At 40.8% G+C, this 23,285-nt stretch carries 28 protein-coding genes; all 28 read right to left on the bottom strand.

Annotation, left to right across the window (positions count from 1 at the left end; genetic code table 11):
• Positions 1-118: 118 nt before the first annotated feature.
• Positions 119-1,003 (bottom strand): translation elongation factor Ts, encoded by an 885-nt coding sequence (gene tsf, locus BLR93_RS01990; RefSeq protein ID WP_093210692.1) that lies wholly within the window; start codon positions 1,001-1,003, stop codon positions 119-121.
• 111 nt (positions 1,004-1,114) lie between these two features.
• A complete protein-coding gene (gene rpsB / locus BLR93_RS01995; protein WP_093210694.1) occupies positions 1,115-1,861 on the bottom strand; it encodes a 30S ribosomal protein S2 in 747 nt (248 codons plus the stop codon).
• A 155-nt stretch (positions 1,862-2,016) separates the two neighbouring features.
• Positions 2,017-2,514: a DUF6115 domain-containing protein gene (locus BLR93_RS02000; protein ID WP_093210696.1), complete on the bottom strand. Its 498-nt coding sequence runs from the start codon at positions 2,512-2,514 to the stop codon at positions 2,017-2,019.
• Between the two features lie 10 nt (positions 2,515-2,524).
• Positions 2,525-2,827 carry a hypothetical protein gene (locus BLR93_RS02005; protein ID WP_093210698.1) on the bottom strand — a complete coding sequence of 101 codons (303 nt, stop codon included), beginning with the start codon at positions 2,825-2,827 and terminating at the stop codon, positions 2,525-2,527.
• A gap of 171 nt (positions 2,828-2,998) precedes the next feature.
• Positions 2,999-3,778 carry a FliA/WhiG family RNA polymerase sigma factor gene (locus BLR93_RS02010; protein ID WP_093210700.1) on the bottom strand — a complete coding sequence of 260 codons (780 nt, stop codon included), beginning with the start codon at positions 3,776-3,778 and terminating at the stop codon, positions 2,999-3,001.
• Positions 3,779-3,833: 55 nt separating this feature from the next.
• On the bottom strand, positions 3,834-4,331 hold the full coding sequence (locus BLR93_RS02015; protein WP_093210702.1) for a chemotaxis protein CheD: 498 nt from the start codon (positions 4,329-4,331) through the stop codon (positions 3,834-3,836).
• The gene (locus tag BLR93_RS02020) at positions 4,328-4,963 is read right to left on the bottom strand and encodes a chemotaxis protein CheC (protein ID WP_093210704.1); all 636 of its coding nucleotides are present in this window, start codon (positions 4,961-4,963) and stop codon (positions 4,328-4,330) included. The genes BLR93_RS02015 and BLR93_RS02020 overlap by 4 nt, the downstream gene beginning before the upstream one ends.
• A 4-nt stretch (positions 4,964-4,967) precedes the next feature.
• Positions 4,968-5,438, bottom strand: a complete 471-nt coding sequence (locus BLR93_RS02025) for a chemotaxis protein CheW (RefSeq protein WP_093210706.1) — start codon at positions 5,436-5,438, stop codon at positions 4,968-4,970.
• A gap of 65 nt (positions 5,439-5,503) precedes the next feature.
• Positions 5,504-7,546 (bottom strand): chemotaxis protein CheA, encoded by a 2,043-nt coding sequence (locus BLR93_RS02030; protein WP_093210708.1) that lies wholly within the window; start codon positions 7,544-7,546, stop codon positions 5,504-5,506.
• 1 nt (position 7,547) lies between these two features.
• Entirely contained in the window at positions 7,548-8,618 is a 1,071-nt protein-coding gene (locus BLR93_RS02035; RefSeq protein WP_093210710.1) for a protein-glutamate methylesterase/protein-glutamine glutaminase, read from the bottom strand.
• A gap of 5 nt (positions 8,619-8,623) precedes the next feature.
• Positions 8,624-9,493, bottom strand: coding sequence for a MinD/ParA family protein (locus BLR93_RS02040; protein WP_093210712.1), 870 nt, complete (start codon positions 9,491-9,493; stop codon positions 8,624-8,626).
• On the bottom strand, positions 9,486-10,628 hold the full coding sequence (flhF, locus tag BLR93_RS02045) for a flagellar biosynthesis GTPase FlhF (RefSeq protein WP_093210714.1): 1,143 nt from the start codon (positions 10,626-10,628) through the stop codon (positions 9,486-9,488). Before flhF ends, BLR93_RS02040 begins: the two co-directional genes overlap by 8 nt.
• Positions 10,625-12,658, bottom strand: coding sequence for a flagellar biosynthesis protein FlhA (gene flhA / locus BLR93_RS02050; protein ID WP_093210715.1), 2,034 nt, complete (start codon positions 12,656-12,658; stop codon positions 10,625-10,627). The genes flhF and flhA overlap by 4 nt, the downstream gene beginning before the upstream one ends.
• Before the next feature lie 17 nt (positions 12,659-12,675).
• Complete coding sequence (gene flhB / locus BLR93_RS02055) at positions 12,676-13,764, bottom strand: flagellar biosynthesis protein FlhB (protein WP_093212296.1); 1,089 nt, start codon at positions 13,762-13,764, stop codon at positions 12,676-12,678.
• A 1-nt stretch (position 13,765) separates the two neighbouring features.
• Positions 13,766-14,545, bottom strand: a complete 780-nt coding sequence (fliR, locus tag BLR93_RS02060) for a flagellar biosynthetic protein FliR (protein ID WP_093210717.1) — start codon at positions 14,543-14,545, stop codon at positions 13,766-13,768.
• A 3-nt stretch (positions 14,546-14,548) separates the two neighbouring features.
• A complete protein-coding gene (gene fliQ, locus BLR93_RS02065) occupies positions 14,549-14,818 on the bottom strand; it encodes a flagellar biosynthesis protein FliQ (RefSeq protein ID WP_093210719.1) in 270 nt (89 codons plus the stop codon).
• 21 nt (positions 14,819-14,839) lie between these two features.
• Entirely contained in the window at positions 14,840-15,505 is a 666-nt protein-coding gene (fliP, locus tag BLR93_RS02070) for a flagellar type III secretion system pore protein FliP (protein WP_093210720.1), read from the bottom strand.
• Positions 15,498-16,169 (bottom strand): flagellar biosynthetic protein FliO, encoded by a 672-nt coding sequence (gene fliO, locus BLR93_RS02075; protein WP_093210722.1) that lies wholly within the window; start codon positions 16,167-16,169, stop codon positions 15,498-15,500. The genes fliP and fliO overlap by 8 nt, the downstream gene beginning before the upstream one ends.
• A 16-nt stretch (positions 16,170-16,185) precedes the next feature.
• Entirely contained in the window at positions 16,186-16,548 is a 363-nt protein-coding gene (locus tag BLR93_RS02080) for a response regulator (RefSeq protein ID WP_093210724.1), read from the bottom strand.
• 21 nt (positions 16,549-16,569) lie between these two features.
• Entirely contained in the window at positions 16,570-17,754 is a 1,185-nt protein-coding gene (gene fliY / locus BLR93_RS02085; protein ID WP_093210726.1) for a flagellar motor switch phosphatase FliY, read from the bottom strand.
• Positions 17,744-18,742 carry a flagellar motor switch protein FliM gene (gene fliM, locus BLR93_RS02090; RefSeq protein ID WP_093210728.1) on the bottom strand — a complete coding sequence of 333 codons (999 nt, stop codon included), beginning with the start codon at positions 18,740-18,742 and terminating at the stop codon, positions 17,744-17,746. The genes fliY and fliM overlap by 11 nt, the downstream gene beginning before the upstream one ends.
• A gap of 32 nt (positions 18,743-18,774) precedes the next feature.
• The gene (fliL, locus tag BLR93_RS02095) at positions 18,775-19,197 is read right to left on the bottom strand and encodes a flagellar basal body-associated protein FliL (protein ID WP_093210730.1); all 423 of its coding nucleotides are present in this window, start codon (positions 19,195-19,197) and stop codon (positions 18,775-18,777) included.
• The gene (locus tag BLR93_RS02100) at positions 19,187-19,408 is read right to left on the bottom strand and encodes a flagellar FlbD family protein (RefSeq protein ID WP_093210732.1); all 222 of its coding nucleotides are present in this window, start codon (positions 19,406-19,408) and stop codon (positions 19,187-19,189) included. Before BLR93_RS02100 ends, fliL begins: the two co-directional genes overlap by 11 nt.
• A gap of 41 nt (positions 19,409-19,449) precedes the next feature.
• On the bottom strand, positions 19,450-20,349 hold the full coding sequence (flgG, locus tag BLR93_RS02105) for a flagellar basal body rod protein FlgG (protein WP_093210734.1): 900 nt from the start codon (positions 20,347-20,349) through the stop codon (positions 19,450-19,452).
• Between the two features lie 79 nt (positions 20,350-20,428).
• Positions 20,429-20,800: a TIGR02530 family flagellar biosynthesis protein gene (locus BLR93_RS02110; RefSeq protein ID WP_093210736.1), complete on the bottom strand. Its 372-nt coding sequence runs from the start codon at positions 20,798-20,800 to the stop codon at positions 20,429-20,431.
• Positions 20,801-20,813: 13 nt separating this feature from the next.
• A complete protein-coding gene (gene flgD / locus BLR93_RS02115; protein ID WP_342720197.1) occupies positions 20,814-21,263 on the bottom strand; it encodes a flagellar hook assembly protein FlgD in 450 nt (149 codons plus the stop codon).
• Positions 21,264-22,670: a flagellar hook-length control protein FliK gene (locus BLR93_RS02120; RefSeq protein ID WP_175559214.1), complete on the bottom strand. Its 1,407-nt coding sequence runs from the start codon at positions 22,668-22,670 to the stop codon at positions 21,264-21,266.
• Between the two features lie 32 nt (positions 22,671-22,702).
• The gene (locus tag BLR93_RS02125) at positions 22,703-23,284 is read right to left on the bottom strand and encodes a MotE family protein (RefSeq protein ID WP_093210740.1); all 582 of its coding nucleotides are present in this window, start codon (positions 23,282-23,284) and stop codon (positions 22,703-22,705) included.
• Position 23,285: the final 1 nt, after the last annotated feature.

Genomic DNA, 23,285 nt, shown 5'->3' on the forward strand with positions numbered 1-23,285 from the left:
TTTTGAAAAACAAGCATCTTTATCCTTCTTACAAAAAGGCGAAAAACGTCTGTTATTACGCAAGGATAGTATGATGTGGAAAAAGGGAACACAATGTGTCCCCCATTTCATAAACCAACTACTTTTTCACTTGGCTCATAACCTCTTCGGCAAAATTGTCTTCGCGTTTCTCCATACCTTCGCCTACTTGGTAGCGGATAAAGCCTTTTAATGAAGCACCTTTATCTTCTACATATTTTTTGACCTTCTGGTCTGGATCTTTAACAAAGCTCTGCTCTAGCAAGCAAATTTCTTCGAAGAATTTGCCTAGGCGTCCTTCAACCATCTTCTCGACAATATGCTCAGGCTTTCCTTCGTTAAGGGCTTGTGTTTTAAGTAATTCACGCTCTTTTTCCACTTCTTCTTCAGACACTTCATCACGGGAAACGTAACGAGGGTTGACAGCAGCTACATGCATAGCTACATCTTTAGCGACGGCTTCATCTGTCGTTCCTTCTACAACAGTCAAAACACCGATGCTTCCACCCATATGCAAGTACGCACCAAATGCATCATTGTCAGTTTTTTCAGCAATGGTAAAACGGCGCAAGGATAGTTTTTCACCGATTTTTGCAATATTGGAGTTAATGTATTCTTGTAAATTTTCCCCTTCACCATGAAGCTTTTGTTCTAAAGCAGCCTCTACTGATTCTGGTTTTTGCTCGATAAGATGTTTTCCTAATTCGGCAAGCAAATTTTTGAATTGGTTATTTTTTGTAACAAAATCTGTTTCACAATTCACTTCAAGTAATACAGCGCTGTTTCCTTTAACTTCGATATGTGCAGAACCTTCTGCCGCGATGCGGTCTGCTTTTTTAGCAGCTTTTGAAATACCTTTTTCACGAAGCAAATCAATCGCTTGTTCAATATCTCCGTCGGTTTCTTGTAAAGCTTTTTTGCAGTCCATCATCCCTGCGCCTGTTTTTTCACGCAGTTCTTTTACCATTTTAGCAGTTACAGCCATTATTAATTTCCTCCTTATGGTAGACCAAGGCTTGATAGGCCTCGGTATTTTCGAGTCTCTTAAAAAAAGGTGATAAAAGGTCCCCCCCTTATCACCCTTACAACCTTTTTCTTACTCTTGTGCTGCTTCCGTTTCTTCTTTAACTGGCTCTTCGACTTCTGCTTCCTCTTCCGCTTCTCCTTGTTTCGCTTCCAAAATAGCATCAGCCATTTTAGAGGTAAGAAGTTTGACAGCACGGATAGCGTCATCGTTTGCCGGAATTACATAATCGATTTCATCAGGATCACAATTTGTATCAACAATTCCTATAATCGGAATGTTCAATTTATGAGCTTCTGCTACAGCAATGCGCTCTTTACGTGGATCAATGATGAACAAAGCATCAGGAAGCTTGTTCATTTCTTTGATTCCGCCTAAGAATTTAACAAGACGTTCTTTTTCTTTAAGCAATCCGACTACTTCTTTTTTAGGAAGGACGTCAAAAGTACCGTCTTCTTCCATACGCTCAATATCTTTCAAGCGATTGATGCGTTTACGGATTGTCTGGAAGTTGGTAAGAGTTCCTCCTAACCAACGTTGGTTGACAAAGTACATCCCAGAGCGGATTGCCTCGTCACGCACAGACTCCTGTGCTTGTTTTTTTGTACCGACGAAAAGAACAGTACCACCGTCTGCAGCAATGTCTTTTACGTATTTGTACGCTTCATCGACCTTTTTCACCGTTTTTTGCAGGTCAATAATGTAAATGCCGTTACGCTCAGTGAAGATATATTTCTTCATCTTAGGGTTCCAGCGGCGTGTTTGATGTCCAAAATGAACACCAGCTTCAAGTAGTTGTTTCATTGAAATAACTGCCATGAATAATTTCCTCCTAAATGGTTTTTTTCCTCCGCCTGCGTCCTTTTCAAGCAGGAACTAGCTAATTGCCAGCACCTCCCCCTTGAATCTACAAGCGTGTGTATTAACACCAAAAGTAAATATACCACAGGTGTTTCGTGCAATCAAGCATAATATCAGTTTTTTCGATGAAATTTTACCATAAGCTCTACTTCTGTTTTACCGAGGTTCAGCTTTTTGGCAATCTCTTCAATAGAATAGCCACGATCATACAATGAATATACTTTCGCGGCAGCAGATTCTTCCACGATGTCTTCTTGCTCATCACTCAGGGGAGGCATATATGGTGTTTCGGCTTCCGGCTGTGCCGGCGGATTACCGTATGCCTTGTTAAGGCGGCCGTTGTTGTTTTTTTCCGTTAGTGCGGGTTGGTTATTATTCGTTTGTTCAGGAGAGGCAGGATTTTTTTCCTGTAGAATTTCATTAATTAAACGATTGTTTTCTTCGCGAAATTCATGTAAATAAGCGCTTAATAGTTCCTCCGTCTGTTTGGCTGACTCCGTTGTTTGGGGTGCAGCGTCGGTTTGATTTTGGATTTTCTGAAACAAAAATCTAATAACAATGAATGAAAGCAAATGCAAAATCAAACTAAATAATACTAAAAATGTAAGCATGTTATCCCTTCTAACCGCTGTAATCTATTTGCTTGCCAAGGAAAGGGTGCTCTGATTCTTGCTTTTCATGTGAATCTCCCTCTTGTTCCTGGTTTCCTTGAAAGCTTTCCTTTTCTTGTTTCTTTTTGTTATGAAGTTTATCTTTTCTTTCAAACTCATTTACTTGCTTTTTCCTTTTTTCATCGATAGTTTGCTGTGCAACTGCCACACTATCCTGAAGATGCTGACCCCGTTGCTGCATTTGCTCCTGGATTTTCCCTGCATCCTGCACTCTAGGCAGCGCCACTTGCATTTCAACTGATTTCCAGCTCATCATCATCGCTTCCTTTACTCTGGATTATAGGAAGTTGATCTGGGTTGTATAGCAACATTGGAAATTTCCAGCACCGCTAATGAGACTTTATCCAGTATTTCGCTTTCCTGATAAACAATTCCTGCTACAATCATATAACTTTTCTTAAAACAGGCAAAAGGATAGCGTTTGTTAATCAGCCATCCTTAATAAAGATAATGAGTTTTTCAGTTTAAAAATTGCTTTACGATGGATTTGAGAAATTCTGGAGGTAGTCAAGCCGAGAACTTGCCCAATTTCCGTTAATGTCAGTTCTTCTTTATAAAACAAACTTACTACCATTTGTTCATTTTCGTTTAATTGTTTGATGCCTTCTTCTAATTCGCCAAAGTCTTCCTGCTTGATCAACCGCTGCTCCGGCGTTGTAGAATGTGTGTCTGGAAGTGTATAGCCAATACCCTCTTTATGATCATTTGAACCGTCTTTTGTCTTCTCTTCCATGGATAAAACATTCGCAAACAAAGTGTCTTTTACAGCATCTTCTACCTCTTTTTCCGATATCTTTAAGTATGCTGCAACTTCAGAGGAAGCGGGCGGCCGTTGATGTTTTTGTTCTAATTCCTGCATCGCCTGTTCTACCTGTTTAGCTTTGTCGCGTACAGACCTGGGCAGCCAATCCTCTTTCCGAAGCCCATCGAGTATCATTCCCCGGATACGGAAAGAAGCATATGTATCGAATTTCAAGTCCCGGTCAGGATCAAATTTTTTAAGCGCATCATATAAGCCGATCAGACCTAAGCTTTTTATATCATCTTTGCTGACACTGCCGGGTAAATGGGTGGAAATTCGACTCACATGAAAATTAACTAAATATAAGTATTTCTTAATTAATTTGTCAGCTGTCTCGTTATCTTTATTCTTTATCCATGTGTCCCACAATTGCTCTTCAAGAGGAGAGGTGTGTTTGGACATTTATATCCTCCTTACGTTTCACTATCTTTATTTCAGAAAAACAACCGCGAATCAGTCAAATTTCTGACTCGCCCATGTTGACGGTTCGGATCTTAAGTTTCCCGGTATCGATAGAGAATTCGATGGTACGGCCATTATTTCCCCCCACCTCTTGTGCAACGATGGGGATCCGGCTATCTTTTAATCTGGTAATCACTGCCTCTACATTTCTAGTTCCGACACGCATCATATCACTTGACGTACTAAAGGAAAACATCTGTGCGCCGCCAGCTATCTTGGCTTTTAAAGCAAATTTCCTGGCCCCCTGGGCTATCAATTTTTCCATCAGCATATCAATTGCTGTGTCAGCGTATTTCATCTTATTTAATTCCCCGGTTCTAGTCAATGTCGAATCAGGCAGCATAACATGTGCCATTCCAGCCAGCTTTAAGGGAAGATCATAAATTACTACTCCCACACAGGAACCTAGTCCTGTAGTTCGAAGAATGTCGGGTGTAGTGGCAATTTTCAAATCAGCTATACCAACCTTTACTACTTGATTGACAGCGTTCATTGTCCATCTACTCCCAATGCAGCAAATATTTTTTCAAACGATTCTGGGTCAGGCAGCAAAAAGAAATGCCCCTGGATGTTTTGTTTATCGGCACCTGGTTCCTGGATTGTTGTATCAATGATAATCGCATAATCACTTTCTCGGGACAATTCCATTAAACCCTCAGATATAATTGCCCCTGCCATATCCATTGTCAGTGATGGAACGGAAGGCTGCATATTAATTAACGTAAAATCCGACAAAGCAGTCAGATAGGAACCAGCTAAAATATTTCCGATTTCATGCAAAATAGATAAGCCCATTTCCGGGTATGGCGGGTTAGCAAAGGAGAACTCCTCATTACCAGTTATCTGGTGAACGAATTGTTCCGCCTGTTCTGGCGAAAACACATAAAACATACTGCCAGGAGCCTCGCCTTCAATCCGGAGGAAGACCGAAACGATCACCGTTTCTGCTCCCCCCACCATTTCCATCGTTTCATCAAAACTAGTTATGCGCACGGATGGAGTCTTCATATCTATTTTTCTGTCTAGTAACTTCGAGAGTGCTGTTGCTGCATTGCCGGCGCCAATATTGCCAATCTCTTTTAAAGTATCTAACTGATAGTTAGACAGATTCTCTATAAAGGACATCTGGTTATCCTTCCACCGTTTTTAGTGCTTTTACTTCTTCATAGGACAATACGTTATTCATGTTCAACAATATCAGCAGCCTTGAATCAAGTTTAGCAACACCCTCAATGTAATCGACATCCACAGTTCCGACGACCTCTGGTGCGGGCTCGACGGCGCCTTTAGGTATATCGATGACATCGTAAGCTGCGTCCACAATCAAACCTACTTCCATGTCTTCCATATAAACAATAATCATGCGAGTACTCTCGGTAAACTCGGAGGCTTCCAGCCCGAATCTTTTTCTCAAGTCAATTATCGGGGTCACTACCCCTCGCAAATTAATAACGCCTTTGACAAACTCAGCAGTTTGAGGAACTCTCGTAATATGCTGCATTCGTTCGATTGAACCTACCTGTTTTACCGAAATGGCAAACTCCTCTTCATTCAACTGGAACACAATAGCTTTAATATCCTGATTACTCTCCTCTGGCATTTTAAAACCTCCATCATCAAATTTTTCTCTATTTTTGACCTCAGCTGCCCTGCTGCCGTCTATCTTTACATGATTAAGGAATTACTATCTATAATCAATGCAACCTGGCCATCGCCCAATATTGTCGCTCCTGATATGGCAAATACATCAGTTAAATAATTGCCCAATGACTTAAGCACTACTTCCTGCTGGCCAATAAACGAGTCAACAATTAAGCCAGCCATTTTATCACCTTTTCTGATAATCACAATCGAGTAATAGTCATCTTCCTCGTTATCACCAGGTACTTCAAAAACATCTTTTAAATTGATCAGAGGTACAACTCTTCCTCTAAAATCAATTACTTTTTTGTTATGGGCGGACATGATATTCGATTTTTTAATCACTGCTGTTTCTATGATGGAAGACAGCGGTACAGCATATTTTTCTTCTTCAATTTCTACCAACATAACCGAAATAATTGATAAGGTAAGCGGCAGCTGGATGGAGAATACAGAACCTTGATCCAGTTTTGAATCAATAGTAATATTGCCACCTAAAGATTCAATGGTATTTTTCACTACGTCCAACCCTACTCCGCGGCCAGAAACATCAGATATTTTATCTGCGGTAGAAAAGCCGCTTTCCATAATCAATTGAAATACCTGCTTTTCCGTTAACGTTTCAGACTGTTCGCTTGTAATGACCCCATTGGAAATTGCTTTGTTAATCACCTTGTCGCGATTTATTCCAGCACCATCATCGGAGATTTCAATGAAGACATGATTACCACTATGATATGCATACAGCTTAAGCGATCCTTCTCTCGGCTTGCCTTTTTGCTCCCTGATGTCTGGCTGCTCAACACCGTGGTCTAAAGCATTTCGAATTAAATGAACCAGTGGGTCTCCGATTTCATCGATTACGGTTCTATCTAGTTCGGTTTCTGCACCTTCAATTTCGAGATTGATCTGTTTTCCTAAATCTTTCGCCAGCTGTCGCACCATACGAGGGAATCTATTAAACACCTGGTCGATTGGCACCATTCTCATATTCAGAATGATGTTTTGCAAGTCTCCAGATATTCGCGTCATTCGCTCAACCGTTTCTTGCAGTTCATTATGTTTAAGACTATCGGCGATCTGCTCGAGCCGCCCTCTGTCGATAACCAGTTCTTCAAAAAGGTTCATCAACGCATCTAGCCTGTCTATATTCACTCTTATCGTTTTATTGTTCACCGGCGCTTTGTTTGCAGAAGCCTTTTTGTCAGCTTCTTTCTTGACCGGAGCTTCCGCCACTGCAGTTTGGCTGCCATTAGAAGCTGGAGCTGGTTCATCTCCGCCGTTCTTAGTTGGTTGTCCGGGGGTGAATAGATCAGCTTGGACCTTGTCCACTTCGGATACTTTCATTACTTTTTTCTCTATTTCCTGAGGATCTTCTTTTGTTACCAACAAAACTGTAAATGATAAGTCAAAGTTTTCATCTTCTAGCTCTTGAACTGTCGGAGAGGACTTTATTACCTCACCAGATTGTTCTAATATTTCGAAGACCATATAAACTCTGGCAGCTTTTAAAAGACAGTCTTCCCGTAAAGAAATACTCAATTCTAAGTTGTGGAATCCTTGTTCTTTTGATTCCAGTAATACCGTCCGCTCGAATTCATCTAATGTAGAAGCTAGATTAACAGCACTGGAATGAGAGACTTCTTCCTGGGAATCGTCTACTTTCTTGGTTGCGGCCGGGATTTCTTCGCCGTTTTCAATCGCATCCAATTGTTCGACAAGCAGTTCAACATCTTTACTGCCTTCTCCGCCGGAAGCAATATCTAATACCATCTCCTCCAGTTGATCGACTGCCTCTAATACTACATCAAGGATTTCCGTATTAACTGCCAGTTTGTTATTTCTCACAGCATCCAGGACATTTTCCATTTTATGCGTTAAGTTTGCTAGATCCTGGTAGCCCATTGTCGCTGACATCCCTTTTAAAGTATGGGCAGACCTGAAAATTTCATTGACCATGCTAAGGTCTGATGGATTCTTTTCCAATTCAAGCAGATGGTCATTCAGTGACTGGATATGCTCCTTGCTTTCCTCGATAAACACTTCTAAATATTCATTTGTTTCCATTTTAATTCCCCCCATGACGCAATAGTTGTTGAACCAATGTACCACTGATGTTTTCAAGATTCTCTATGTAGTCGACTTTACCCGTATTCACTGCAGCTAAGGGCATTCCATAAACTACGGACGTTTGCTTGGATTCAGCAATAACTATTGTATCGTTTTTAACTTCTTTCATTTTGCTAATGCCAGCAGAACCATCTGCCCCCATGCCTGTCATCACCAAGGCAACTATTTGAAACAACTGTTGTTCTGCCAATGACTCGAACATGATATCAACACTGGGCCGATGCCCTCTGACAGGATCTTCATCCGTAACATGCGCAGCCAGTGATCTGCCTACTTGTCTAACTCGAAACTGAAAACCACCTGGAGCAATATAAGCTGTTCCATTTTGTAAGACTTCCCCGTTTTCAGCTTCTTTGATATGTATCTGAGACAAAGAATCGAGACGGTTAGCCAATGATTTAGTGAAGTTAGGCGGCATATGCTGTACAACTACGATTGGTGCTGGGAAGTTCTCCGGCAATTGAGTCAACACTTCATGTAAAGCCTTTGGACCACCAGTCGATGTGCCTATCGCAACCACTCTTTTTAATTCATGCTTTCCTGGTAAATTCACTAGCTTTGGTACCTGAATGTCTTTTCTGCTCGTAAATGCTTTTCCGGCCTGGGCTTTCGTTCCAGCCGCCTCGATTACCTTGTTGATTATTTCTTTTTCTACCTTTTTTATGTCTAGAGAGATAGACCCTGAAGGCTTTGCTATAAAGTCAACAGCTCCCAGTGACATTGCTTCCAGAGTACTGTCCGCTCCCTGTTTCGTGAGGCTCGACAACATCACCACTGGAACTGGATTTTCTTTCATCACTTGTTTTAATGTTTCAATTCCATTTAATACGGGCATTTCTATATCTAATGTAATAACGTGAGGAGAAAGCTGCTTATTCTTTTCTAAAGCTTCCCGTCCGTTTCGTGCTGTTGCAACCACATGAAGGCGTGAATCGGAATTTAAGATATCAGAAATCATCTTTCTCATGAATGCAGAATCGTCCACCACCAATACCCGTATAGGTTCCATGTTTTCTACCTCTCTTTGATGAATTGTTTAAGTTTGTTAATAAATGAACGAGAGTCCGTAGTTGTACTCTCCATCCTGTCTTTCTCGCCAAGAAATCGGTCGACAATTTCTACCATTGCTCTGGCTACATTTGACTTTTGGTTGTATAGCATAAACGGTGACTGACCTGTCACCGCTTGGACTACAGCTTTATCATCAGGCAACACTCCTAACTGAAGTAATTCCCTGTCTAAAAACCGGTTGACTACTTGTTGAAGACGATTGCCGGTTTGAATACCTGACTTGCGGTTTTGTGCCCTGTTGACCAGTAACCGTAAAGGTATAGTGCTATCCTTCATGGAAATATGCTTGATCATCGCATAAGCATCCGTCAATGAAGTTGGTTCAGGAGTCGTTACGACAATACATTCATCGGTTGCCATCAAGAAGTGCGCTGTTCCCTCGGTAATCCCGGCTCCCATGTCAAAAATGATAAAATCATATCCACTGGCAAGCTCTTCAAATTGGGTGGTGAAATAGTCAAAATTGGCTTTATCCATGGTGAAAATATCACTTAGGCCTGAACCGGCAGATATATAAGATAAAGAATCAGCAGCTGTTTCTATAATATCATGAATCGACAATTTATCCTCAAACATATTTACAATCGATAGCCTCGAACTCTTACCTAATAATATATCGATATTTCCCATGCCTATATCCAAATCAAATATCAGTACTTTTTTATCCTTCAAAGTTAAGCCAAGAGAAAAATTCAAGGCGAAATTAGATTTTCCGACCCCACCTTTGCCGCTGACAATTGCTATCGTTTTCGCTTGCCGAAAATTCCGACGGACTTCGATTTTTCTCCGCAAATTTTCCGCTTGATCATTCATTGCCATAATCACCAACTATCAACTCAGCTATCTTCCTGGGGCTCAGTCCTTCAATATCATCCGGAACATCTTGTCCAGTAGTAATATATGCAATGCCTATCTCTGCTTCAAGGCATAAATTAACCATTGCACCAAAGGTGGATGTTTCGTCTTTTTTTGTAAAAATCAATTGTTTTAACGGAACATTTTTGAACTGATTATATATTTCTTTAAGGTCCGAGCTTTTTGTCGTAAGTGACAATACTAAATAAGTATCTATATCTCGATCAAGATCGATGATTTCCCCTAGTTCCTTTACATACTTTTCATCCCTGAAGTTTCTGCCTGCTGTATCGACTAATACTAGGTCATAATCCTCGAATTTTTGCCTCGCCTTGTTGTAATCTTCCAGGTTATAGGCTATTTCCATCGGAATATCCAATATTTTTGAATAGGTTTTTAACTGGTCGATTGCTGCAATACGGTAAGTATCTGTCGTGATAAATGCCACTTTTTTATTTTCTTTCAGTACACTGTTAGCAGCAATCTTGGCAATAGTTGTCGTTTTACCGACACCGGTAGGCCCTACTAGATGGACAAATTGTTTATCATAGTTAATCCCGCCAAACGTGCCAGCTTGAATGCTCTTTTCAAGTTGATTGCTTAACAGATTGGTATAGGACTCGCTGCTTCTTTCTGGTTCCGCTTGTTCCTGAACCATCCCATCAACCAACTGGCGAGCCTTGTCATCGTCAATTCCCTGTTGAAGAAAATGCTGGTATATCAATTGATAAGAAACCGGATAGTCAGGAAGTTGACTTGCTGTGTTAAGTTCCATCCATTTTTTTAAATCTCTGATTTCTTTCAGCACACCGTCCTCTGTATTTACGGAACGAGGATTAGGGATGGTATTTGGGTTTTGATTTGGTTTCTCTTTGCTTGCTTCTGGTAAGACAGGTTTCTTTTCAGGCTGTGGCTTATGCGGTTGTTTGTCCAATGCAGCGATGACTTCGATATTCTTCTTTTTGAAAAGGCCGAGGAATCCGCCTTGATGGATAACTTTCGAATTAAGGATTACTGCGTCAGCACCTAAATCTTTGCGGACCTTTTGCATAACTTCTGGCATCGTCGGCGCTATAAACTTTTTTACCTTCATGCTACTTTCACCACCCCTACACTTTGTACTTCCAAGTTAGGTTCCAGTTCGTTATAGGATAAAACGACAACCTGTGGGAAAAACCGATCTAACAACTGTTTCAAATACATTCGGATAGAAGGGGAACATAGTATAATCGGTGTTTCCTCCTGGAGCGACAGCTGCTCAATCCGCTCAGTGACAGAACGGATAATCGTCTGCTGAGAATCCGGATCAAGGGAGAGGTAACTTCCATGTTCCGTTTGCTGAACATTTTCAGCAATCATTTGCTCTACTTCTCCTGATACAGTGACCACTTTCAAAGTCCCGCCACTATCAACATACTGTTTAGTAATCTGCGAAGCTAGCGATTGTCTTGCATACTCAGCTAAAAGTTCTGTATCGCTGGTCATTTTTCCGAAGTCAGCCAGCGTTTCAAAAATAATTGGTAAATTTCTAATAGAAACATGCTCCCGCAGCAGTTTAGCAAGCACTTTTTGTACGTCCCCAATGGACAAAGGCTCTGGCGTAACCTCTTCCACCAAAATAGGATACGTTTCTTTTAAATGGTCTACTAACTGCTTTGTTTCCTGACGGCCAAGCAGTAAGTGGGCATGCTGCTTGATAACTTCTGTAATATGAGTAGAAACCACTGATGGTGGGTCAACTACTGTATATCCGGATAGCTCTGCTTCATCCTTCAACTCTTCACTAATCCATTTAGCCGGCAACCCGAAGGCGGGTTCCTTCGTGTCGATCCCTTCAATACTCTCGTCATCAATTCCAGGGCTCATAGCCAAGTAATGATCTAGTAACAACTCGCCTTTTGCCACTTCATTCCCTTTGACTTTCAGTCGGTATTCATTCGGGTTCAATTGGATGTTGTCCCTGATTCTTACTACAGGTATAACGACACCTAATTCAATCGCCAGCTGTCTGCGGATCATTACCACCCGATCTAGCAAATCACCGCCCTGGCTGGTATCTGCTAATGGAATAAGTGCATAACCAAACTCAAATTCAATCGGATCTAAACTTAATAGATTAACAACATTTTCCGGAGACTTCATATGGTCGCTTTCTGCCTCTTCTTCTTCATCAACGGTTGGAAGATCAGGTGCTTCCAGCTCTTTAGATAGCCAGTATGCCCCGAAACCAAGAATAGCTGCAATTGTGGTAGTCAGCATGAAATTAATCGGTGTGAGCCCCAAGAAGAAAATCGTCCCCGATGCAATATAAAGGAGCTTTGGGTACCTGAACAACTGTGTCGTTACGTCTGTTCCAAGATTGCCTTCGGAAGCTACTCTTGTTACCACAATACCAGTAGCCGTGGCAATCAGCAAAGCCGGGATTTGACTCACAAGACCGTCACCTACAGTTAACTGCATGTATGTATTGACAGCTTCCGTGAAACTCATATCCATTTGGACCATTCCGATAATCAAACCGAAAATAATGTTTATTAATACAATGATAATTCCGGCGACGGCATCCCCTTTAACAAACTTACTTGCACCATCCATCGCGCCATAGAAGTCAGCTTCATTTTCAATTTTTTCACGTCTTTCTTTTGCCTGTTGTTCAGAGATCATACCTGCATTTAAGTCAGCGTCGATACTCATTTGCTTACCAGGCATTGCATCGAGCGTGAATCGAGCAGCTACTTCGGAGACACGCTCAGCTCCTTTGGTAATAACGAGAAACTGGATAATTACCAGGATGGAGAACACGACAAAACCTACTAGAGGATTGTCACCAATTACAAAAGTTCCGAAGGTTTCCACCACTCCACCGGCATCAGCCTTCGAAAGAATGGAACGTGTCGTGGAAACATTCAAGCCTAAACGGAATAATGTCATCAATAATAGTAAAGATGGAAAAATCGAGAACTGTAAAGCTTCCACCGTATTCATGGATACAAGAATCACAATAAGTGCTAAGGATATATTAATTAGAATAAACACACTTAATAACCATCCTGGCAAAGGGATGACCAACATGATAATAATTAAAATAACACCCAATAATACTGATAAATCTCTGATTGCCATTATATTCTCTCCTTAAATCACTTACTTGAAGCCTTATGACCCATTTTATATACATACGCCAGTACTTCTGCCACTGCTTGGAAGAAATTTTCGCTTATAATATCTCCGATTTCCACCTCATTATAAAGCCCTCGTGCCAACGGGCGATTTTCTACGATAACTACTTCGTTCGCTTTTGCTACTTCTCTGATTCTGAATGCCACATAGTCTACTCCTTTAGCAACAACATAAGGGGCATCAGCTTTATCTTCATCATACTTAATGGCAATTGCATAATGAGTTGGGTTAGTAATTACTACATCTGCCTGCGGTATTTCGCTCATCATTCTTCTCATCGCCATTTGCCGCTGTTTTTCTTTTATTTTAGATTTAATCAAAGGATTACCTTCAATGTTTTTATGTTCATCTTTTACATCATTTTTCGTCATCTTTATGCTTTTTTCGAAATCATACTTTTGGTAAGAATAATCGATAACTGACAACACCAGTAACGCAATAGAAGCAGCAATGCCCATAGTGATTGTCGTATCACCAAAAAATGCTAAGGAACTATTCACATCTTTGCCGGCAAGCTGCATCATTTCATCTTTCCGCATCCATAAGATTGCAAAAGTGATCGAACCAATGAATACAATCTTCAGCAAAGACTTTACCAGTTCGACCAATGCCCTTGCAGAAAAGATTCTCTTTGCACCTTGAATGGGATTAAGTTTACTCAATTTAGGCTTCAATGGTTCACCGGTAAACAGAAAGCCAATTTGCATGAAATTCGAGGCCAAGCCGGCGACTAAAGCTATTCCCATGATGGGCGCTACGGCTTTGCTCATTTCAATGGTGGTTTCGACAAATACTTGGTGGGTCGTATGCTCAGTAACATCCCAATTGATATATTCAGTAAAGGAATGCTGATACATTCCGGTCATAATATTTTTTAAGTAGCCGCCAAGAACGATAAAAAGTAAAAAAACAAAAAACAATAAAATAGCAGTATTGACATCCTGACTCTTAGCGACTTGTCCTTTTTTTCTTGAATCCTGCCGTTTCTTCGGAGTTGCTTTTTCGGTTTTTTCTCCAGCAAAAAATTGCAAATCCAATCTTAATTCCAGCTTAAGCACCTCCAAACAACTCCATTAACTGCCTCATCGTCTGAAGCAGTACATCAAACAAATTTCTTACCAGCATCATATAGAAGGTTAAAAAAGGCAGAAGAACAATAAAACTTACCAGGATCTTTAACGGAAGTCCAACTACGAAGACATTTAGCTGAGGAACTGTTCTTGCAATAATCCCCAAGGCTACATCCACCAAAAACAAACAACCTACAACAGGGATGGCAATTTGGAAGGCAATTAAAAACATTTCATTAAATGCCTGAACTGCAAGTTCGCTAAATCCCTCGTTGCCAAAAGAGATAAAATCATCTATCGGAACGGTCTGATAACTATAAAAAATTCCATCGATTAATAAGTGGTGGCCATTGACTGCTAATATGAATAGTAATGCAATCGTATAAAAATATTGGCCAATCAGCGGGCTTTGTGCTCCTGTTTGCGGGTCAATCACATTCGCAATAGCGAAACCCATTTGAAAATCGATAAATCCACCGGCAATTTGCAGTGCCGCTAAAATAATATAAGCAATTAAACCTAACAGTAAACCAACTAAGGCTTCCTTTAAAAGCAGTAAAATAAATGTTTCATCAAACGGTAATTCGGGTATATCCAGTGTGTAAAACATAATCCATGATAAGAAAAAACTAATGCCAATCTTAAAGTGAGTAGGTATATTCCGGTATGAAAAAATAGGTATGGTAACAAAAAACGAAGCAACTCTTACGAATATAAGCATAAATGCAGGAATGCTCGAAAGATTTATTAAATCCAGCATAACCTAACCCACAAATTGGTTTAAATTTTGGAATATATTTGCTGCAAACTCAACCATCCTAGTCAGCATCCATGGCCCGAAAAATATAAGACCTACAAGGACAGCTACAATTTTAGGAATAAACGCCAGCGTCTGCTCCTGTATTTGGGTGGTTGCCTGGAAGATACTAACGATAAGACCTACAACCAAAGCTAACAACAAAAGCGGGCCAGTAACTAAGAGAATCGTGTATATCCCTTGTTGTGCCAACGATATGACAAATTCACCGCTCATAAATCTTCTCCCCTTTCAAGTTTAGAAACCATCTAATAAAGAATGGGCAATTAAATACCAGCCATCCACTAATACAAATAATAGGATTTTAAACGGCAGAGAGATCATTACTGGCGGTAACATCATCATTCCCATCGACATCAAAACACTGGCAACGGCCATATCGATGACTAAAAATGGAACGAAAATCATGAATCCCATTTGAAAAGCTGTCTTCAACTCACTTATTGCAAAAGCAGGAACTAATGTGGTCAGTGGAATATCCTGAATAGAGTCAGGTTGATCCATCTGCGAGTAATTCATAAACAACTCCAGGTCTTTCTGCCTGGTATGCTCTGCCATAAACTCTTTAATCGGCGCACTTGCGTTTTCATAAGCCTCGTCTAAAGTTATTTCTTCATTCATCAATGGAGACAGTGCTTCCTCGTTGATTTCCTGGAAGGTCGGCGCCATGATAAAAAATGTCAAAAACAACGCAAGGCCTATCAATACCTGATTAGGCGGCATTTGCTGTGTTGCTAAAGAAGTTCTGACAAAAGACAGGACAATAATGATTCGTGTAAAGCATGTCATTAATATCAAAATACTTGGTGCCAGCGAAAAAATCGTCATTAATAAAATTAATCGGACCGAGGTAGAAATGCTGCCTGGATCTGTTCCAGAAAAAACATCCATAAATTCATTCATTGCTATTTTCATCCTTGTTTTGGCGTCGTTCAATTAATTGCTTACGACCCTGTTTCAATCGATCAAGCTCCGTCTGGAACAGCTGGGAAAAGTTATTATTTGTTTGCTTCTCTTCCCCTGCTTCTGCTGTTTTCTTGTTTTTAGACAAAACCGAAGTTAATAGATTTACAGGCCTGAATTCAGCTCCGCCATCATTATTCAAAAGTTCCGTTTTCGTTTTTTCATCCGTAATCTCGGTTAACATTTCTACATTGTCGCCAACACCTATAACGTACACTTTTTCGCCAATCCGAACGATTTGCAGCGACTTTTGCGATCCAAGCGAAATGCCGCCGACATTTTCCATTGCACGTACTTTTTGAAACATCTTATTTCTCCGGTTAAGAAACTTAAGCAGAAAATAAATCAATGCTAGTACAAAAGCTAATGCAAAAAAGAGTTTTACAAAGTAAAAGAACAAATTGGAAGACGGTTCTTCCACTTCCCCTGACTGATTTTGTTCATCTGCGCCATCTTCGCCTGTACCAGGTTGTTCGGAATCGGTGTTGCACTCTTCATTATTGTTATTCATACAGTCATCGACACTCGGGGCCGCCCATGTCGATGCAGGCCAGACACAGATAACCAAAACTGTAATTGCCAGTATTATTAATCTTTTTAGCATGAGTTCACCACTTATATTAGTCTAGTACTTTTTGGATTGCTTCGATTACTCTATCGGACTGAAACGGCTTAACAATAAAGTCCTTGGCCCCAGCCTGAATCGCATCGATAACCATGGCCTGCTGGCCCATCGCAGAACACATGATGACTTTTGCTTCGCCATTTAACTGCTTGATTTCTTTCAAAGCAGCAATGCCGTCCTTCTCTGGCATTGTGATATCCATTGTAACCAAATCTGGAGAAAGCTCCTTGTATTTTTCCACTGCCTGGGCGCCATCTTGTGCTTCCCCGACTACCTCGAAGCCATTCTTGCTCAAGATATCCTTAATCATCATTCTCATAAATGCAGCATCATCAACTATCAATATTTTATTACCCACAAAAAACTCTCCCTTCGGTTCCTAATTTAATTTTTTAAGCCGATCAGTCGGGCTAACAATATCTGTTACTCTGACACCAAAGTTTTCATCAATGACAACTACTTCTCCCTTGGCAATCAGCTTTTCATTTACATTTATATCAACTGGTTCACCTGCAAGCTTGTCAAGTTCGATTATCGATCCAGACGAAAGTTCTAAGATTTCTTTTACAGAGCGTTTTGTCCGTCCTAATTCAACAGTTACCTTTAACGGAATGTCCATTAAGATATCCAGGTTCCTCTGTTCTTTTTCAGGAAGCTCAACATTTTCGAAGCTTGAAAATTCAGCCTGTTGGATATTGGCAGTAGTATTTTTCACTTTCCCGCCAATATGACTTGGACCATTATTACTGCCCGATTGTTGTGACGGATTACTGGATTGCTGTCCAACCTGGCTCGTTGTCGGTTTATCGGCTGACTGGCTTTTGTTTTCAGTAGCTTGCTCGACAGTTTCCGGTTCATCCGCCGGTGGGTTCAATAGTTGATCGACTAAGTCTTTCGCAAACTCCACAGGTAAAATCTGCATGATATTCGAATCAATCAAATCTCCGATTTTCAGTTGAAAAGAAACTTTCACCATAATTCGTTCTTCGTTAATCGTCTCTGTTCCCTGATCACCTTCAACATCTAATACACTAATGGCCGGAGGCGATATATCTACCTTCTTGGTAAACACCGTTGACATGCTGGTAGCTGCCGTTCCCATCATTTGGTTCATTGCTTCTTGCACGGCACTAAGATGAATATCATTTAATTCTTCGGCAGGTGCCTGACCATCACCGCCCAACATTAAGTCGGCAATAATAGCAGCGTCCTGCGATTGGATGACAAATAAATTCACACCAGAGAATCCTTCCGTGTATTCCACTTCCACCCCTACATACGGCTGCGGAAACTCAGCTTCCAAATTCTCCTGGTGGATTACTGAAATAGTAGGTGTTGTAATCTCTACTTTCTGATTTAGCAATGTTGATAATGTCGTTGCTGAGCTGCCAAAAGATATATTTCCTATTTCACCTAATGCGTCCTGTTCTACTGTTGTCAAATAGTCATCCACCGGGGGATCTTGAGTTTCTTTCTCATTTATATTTGAGTCCCCATCATTATCATCAGTACTCTTTAATAGAGCATCGATTTCATCTTGGGACAGCATATTGTCATTCATCATAGTCGTTCCCCCCTTGTATTTCCTCTAGAACTTGAACAGCCACTTTGTTTTTTTGCTTTCCGGGCTGAACATAAAATTTCGGTTCGTTGTCCACTCGAAGTGTAAGTGGTTTATCTATTTCCTGATCCAATTGGATAATATCATCACTCTTTAGATTTAATAAGTCGCTAATACTGATCGTCGACTCTCCTAATACTGCTTTTACGTCTACTTCCGCTTGGCCAATGCTATAGGCCAGGTCTTCATATTCTTCAGGTTTGCTTTCCTTTGTTTTTGTCTGCATCCAGTAATGAACAGACAACTTAGAGATAATCGGCTCTAGGACTACATGGGGAATACAAATATTAATCATGCCGCTGCTCTCCCCGATAGTCGTATTGAGAGAAACTACGACAACTGTTTCATTCGGCGAAACTAATTGAAGAAATTGAGGGTTGACCTCGAATTCTTCCAGCATAGGGTCAATCTCAATGACGGAGCTCCAAGCCTCTTGTAGGTTTTCCAGCGCTTTTTCAAACAGCTGGGACATTAATGTTGTTTCAATCTCCGTTAGGTTTTCAATTTTATTAACGCTCTTCCCTTTACCGCCCAGTAATCGATCCAGCATCGCGTATGCAATATTTGGATTAAACTCAAAAATGATTCTCCCATCTAAGGGATTCATGCTGTATATATTCAGGATTGTCATTTTTGGTATCGAACGGATAAATTCTTCGTAAGGTATCTGGTCAACGGAAGCAACTGAAATTTGGACATATGTTCGCAGCTGGGCTGAGAAATAAGTTGTCAGCAGCCTCGCGAAATTTTCATGTATTCTCGATAAGCTTCTAATTTGATCTTTTGAAAAGCGAAGCGCTCGCTTAAAGTCATATACTCTTACTTTTCTTTCTTGTTCTTCTTGTTTTAATGTACTCGCATCCATCTCCCCTGAAGAGAGAGCCGATAAGAGATCATCTATTTCATTTTGTGAAAGTACTTCCTCTGCCATATCCGCCACCTCCTATCAGGAGTCCTTCTAAACTATTGTAAGACTTTGTTGATGGTGTAAACATCGACAACTTTTCCTTCTTGCATTAAGCCGTTCAGCTTTTCCTTCATAACATCTTCCAATTCACCTAAACCAGTTTTAAATGCTTCTCTGTCCATGCTGGCCAACTCTTTAATTAGTATATTTTGCGTCTGGAATTCTCTTTTTGCAATTTCTTCTTTCGCTTTTTCACTATCCGTAATGATTTGGAATTGGATCCTGACAAAACTACCATCTTCTAAATCTGTATTCATTTCACTTGTCTGAAACGAATATTCCACCATTTCATCCAAAGTCTGCTCTTCATCTGCTTTGTCTTCACCAGAAACATTGAGTACAACGACAAGGACAGCTGCACCTGCTATTGTCAAAACGGCTAAGATAGCAACCAATGACTTAAGTAATTTATTGCTCATTTAAATCACCTGTTTCTTTGACGCATCCTTGCATTCCAATGGATTGATAGAATTTAAAAATTAACATATTAACTTGATTCTCCGTTTCTCTTACAACTAATTTTTTTCCGGTGTATAAAGTGATCGTCGTATCTGGAAAGGATTGAACCTGTTCAATAAATATAGCATTCAAGCTAAAACGATCTCCATTTAACCTTGTTAATTGAATCATATATGGAGGGGGCTGAAATTACGCCCCCCTGCCTCCCTTAACTATCGTTTCAGATTGACTAATTCTTGCAAAATTTCATCAGAAGTAGTAATAATTCTGGTATTAGCCTGGAAACCCCGCTGGGCGGTAATCATTTCAGTGAATTCTTCCGACAAATCGACATTCGACATTTCCAATGCTCCCGCTACTACGGAGGCAGAACCATCCTGCTGCGGTATCACCAGGTCGTCAATATTGTTGAAGTTTTCGTCGCCATCGGTAAATACGCCGGAATTATTGGTCAATTGATATGTGTTGGCTCCTGTTTTTTGCAGACCGCCTGGATTTGAAAACTTCGCAAGCCGTATCTGTCCTGCATTCATCGTGTCTCCATTTTCATCCACGTAAGTGACAGTACCTGTTCCTTGAATACTAAAGCTTTCCGCAGATTCTGGTATTTGTATCTTGCCAAGCTGACCGTCAATTGCTCCATCACCATCTGTATCAGCATCACCGAGCAAATACTTTCCGTCTGGATTAACGATATAGCCGTCATCATCCAGATAGAAATTCCCGGCTCTCGTAAAGCTTAGCTGAGTATTATCAAATGTAACCGGATCGCCTGTTCCTTCTCCCAATACGAACATTCCGTCTCCTTCAAGAGCTAGATCCAGCGGACGATTGGTAGTTTGCAAGTTTCCTGTGGTATGTATGTTATCCACCGAACCGAGCTGGGAACCAAGCCCCACCTGTGATGGATTAATACCACCCCTGATTGTATTTCCTCCTTGTACCACTGGCCCTTCTGCGCCTGAAAGAGACTGGCTCATCATATCTTGGAATGTAACCCGGCCCTTTTTAAACCCGGAAGTATTTACATTAGCAATATTGTTGCCAATAACATCTAACTTGGTTTGGAAATTTTTCATCCCTGATATTCCTGCATACATGGAACGTAACATTCAATCAACATCCTTTTTTATTTTTTATTGGCTTGCCTCTATCATTCAACAAGTCATGGCTTCCCTGTCTGGGTCCAGCCTATTCATCCATTAAAATCGTGCCGTTTATATTTGTGAAAATTCTGCTGGCAGCTTCTGCCCTGTTCATAGCTGTGACAACCGTATTATTTTTGGTACTGACTAACAGAGCTGCTTCGTTGGTTAAAACCAGGGAGTCAGTAATACCTTTTTGCTTCGCCTCTCCGATTTTATCCGAAATTTTCTGCCACTGCTCTGTATCTATATCAATCTTGCGTTCGGTCAGCCTTTGCTTCGCGTGCTTACTCACCTTTAAACCTTGTGCCTCGGTCAATATTTTTTTAAAAGAGGCCGCATCATCAACCTTAGGACTTCCTTTATTGCCAGCAGGAATCTGCATCGGCTGCTGTAATTGTTGAATTCGGTGATCCATAACTTATCATCCTCTATTCAGATGATGGGCTGCTCACCTTCAAGACCGCGTCTACGTATGCTTTTTCTCCATTGGCAAATTCTAAGACAGCTTTGCCATTATATTGGCTGACAGCCTTGACCTCACTGACAGGCGTGTCAATGATTTTACCTGTATCTTCATCGTACTTATTATAGGTAACTTCTTTCCCAATCAAGTTGCTGTGTTGAAGAACTGGAGAAATATTTTGCGCCTGAACCATTTTATCCATAGAACTCGACATATTCGTCATTTGTTCTAATGAAGAAAAACTTGCCATCTGTGTGATAAACTCTTTGTCTTCCATAGGATTTAGCGGATCCTGATTCTGCAGCTGAGCCATCAATATTTTTAAAAATTCATCTTTTCCCAGATTAGAATTTGTTGTTCCTCTAGGTTGTTGGTTTAAATAATAGGAAGCATCAATCTTTGTCACTTTTTTCACCTACACTTTCTCATTCATAAGTAATTCAGAGAAGCTGCTTTCACCATCGTCATCTTCATCCCCTGATTGCTGGGAATCCTGCTGGTACCCATCTTCCTGGCCGGATTCATCCAAATCACCTTTACCTTGCTGCTCGCTCTCTTTGCTATCCTGCTGTAATAGTTGGGCATCCTGCTTCTCAATTACCACTTGCTGCGGAGAGAACATATGCTTTAATTGATGTAAATTTCCTTCCAGCATTTCTTTTGCTGCCTGGGAAGTTACTGTAATTCTTACTGCCATTTCACCATTGATTTGTGTCATTTTGACCATGATATCCCCTAGCTGGGCAGGACGCAGTTTCAAAGAAATTTGGGTACTGCCATTGTCCTTAAGGAAGCTGCTCTCTTTAATCGCTTTCTGGAGTGTTTCCATCAATTGTTTTTGATTAGCCTCCTGGCTTCCTGTTTGGTTCAAATGGACGATATACTGTTCAATTTTAGAAGCTGGCATGCTACTCATAGAAGCGGAAGAAAGATTATTGTTAGTACCGGAAATTTCCTCTCCATACTTACCAAGTGCCTGCTTGATCCATTTGCCGACATCACTTCCAGTAACGGCGGAATTACTCTGATACCGTTGTTGTGACAGTAATGCGCTTCTGCTGCGGAAAGTAGTTAGCAGCTGGCTCCACACCGTTTGCTGCTTGGTATTATCCCCCTTGCCAGCAGACTGATCTGTAAGCTGTACCATGTTCGTTTTTCCTGACTGCTTTTCCAACGCTGTCCATTGCTCTAACAGTTTTAAAAGCTTTGTTTCCTGCTCCTTAGTTGGTGAGCCGCCTTGAATACCAGATAATAGCAAGTTTGCCTGCTGCCATATATTTTTATATTTAGCGTCCATCTCTGCACCCTGGTGTTCTGCTCCCTTTACAAAAGCAATTACATTGGTTAACGGGAACAAGTGATTCACAGACTCTAAACTGCTTTTTTGCTCTTCAGCACCCTGACCTGGTTTTTGAGAACCTTGCCCGCCTAATTGCTGGATCAGAGCTGCCAGTATTTGAGCAGATGAATCGCTTATTTGATCTTCCCGAGCAAGTGTTGCCATTATTTGGTCACTGGACAATTCCGACAGCTTTCCAAGTAATTCTTCAGGAATTTCATTTAGTAGATCTAAGATAAGTTGCCCATCTTCACTCTGTGCTTCCTTCTGGCCATCCTGAAAGGATTGTAATGCATTTAACAAATCATCAAGAGCGTTAGATAAATCGATTTTCTCCTCACTTGAAAGGTTTTCCAAGTCAGCTGTCTGTCCGAGAACATCTTTGAAAGCCAAGGCGACACCACTCGCTTTAGATGATCCACTTTTGCCTGTTTGCGATAAAGAAGCATTCGGCTGTGTAAATAAAACACCTGCACTATTCATTTTTTCACCTCCCTTCAATCGCATGTCGTTTATCAGTTATCCTGGGACGCATAAGCATTTGTTAGTCTGGCTGCTTCATCAGGATCCATTTCGCCAAGTATTGAACCCATTGTCTTTTTTGAAATTTTCTCCATGACTAAGAGCGCTGTATTTTCATCTAGGTTAGCCAGGATTACTGCGGCGTTTTCTGACTCCATATTTTGGAACGAGGTAGAAATGTCAGCTATCACATCCGTTTGTTCCTCACTGGTGTCTTCTTCCTCTGCAGCCATTTCCTGCTGTAAATCTTCTATTTGCATATTCAATTCGTTAATTTCCGACTCGCGTGTTTCCAATTCAGCTTCTAACTGTTCAATCTGTTCATCTTTTGCACTGATTGCGGACTCGATTTGTTTTTGTCCCTCCATATCGCCCTCTTCAGCCTCTGTAGAAACGAGGGAAGCGACTCCTGGTATGTTACCAGCATACTTTTTAGCATAGCCTGGGACATCTACTCCAGCTGCAGCCATGATAATCAATGCGAAAGTACAAACTAATATAAGTGGAATAAAAATGAATAATAGCAATTGGAATATTCCGGTTTTTTCTTTTTCGCTCCTAGCCTTGCTCGCCATA

This window comes from Sediminibacillus albus (genome assembly GCF_900101125.1).
Taxonomy (GTDB): Bacteria; Bacillota; Bacilli; order Bacillales; family Amphibacillaceae; genus Sediminibacillus; species Sediminibacillus albus.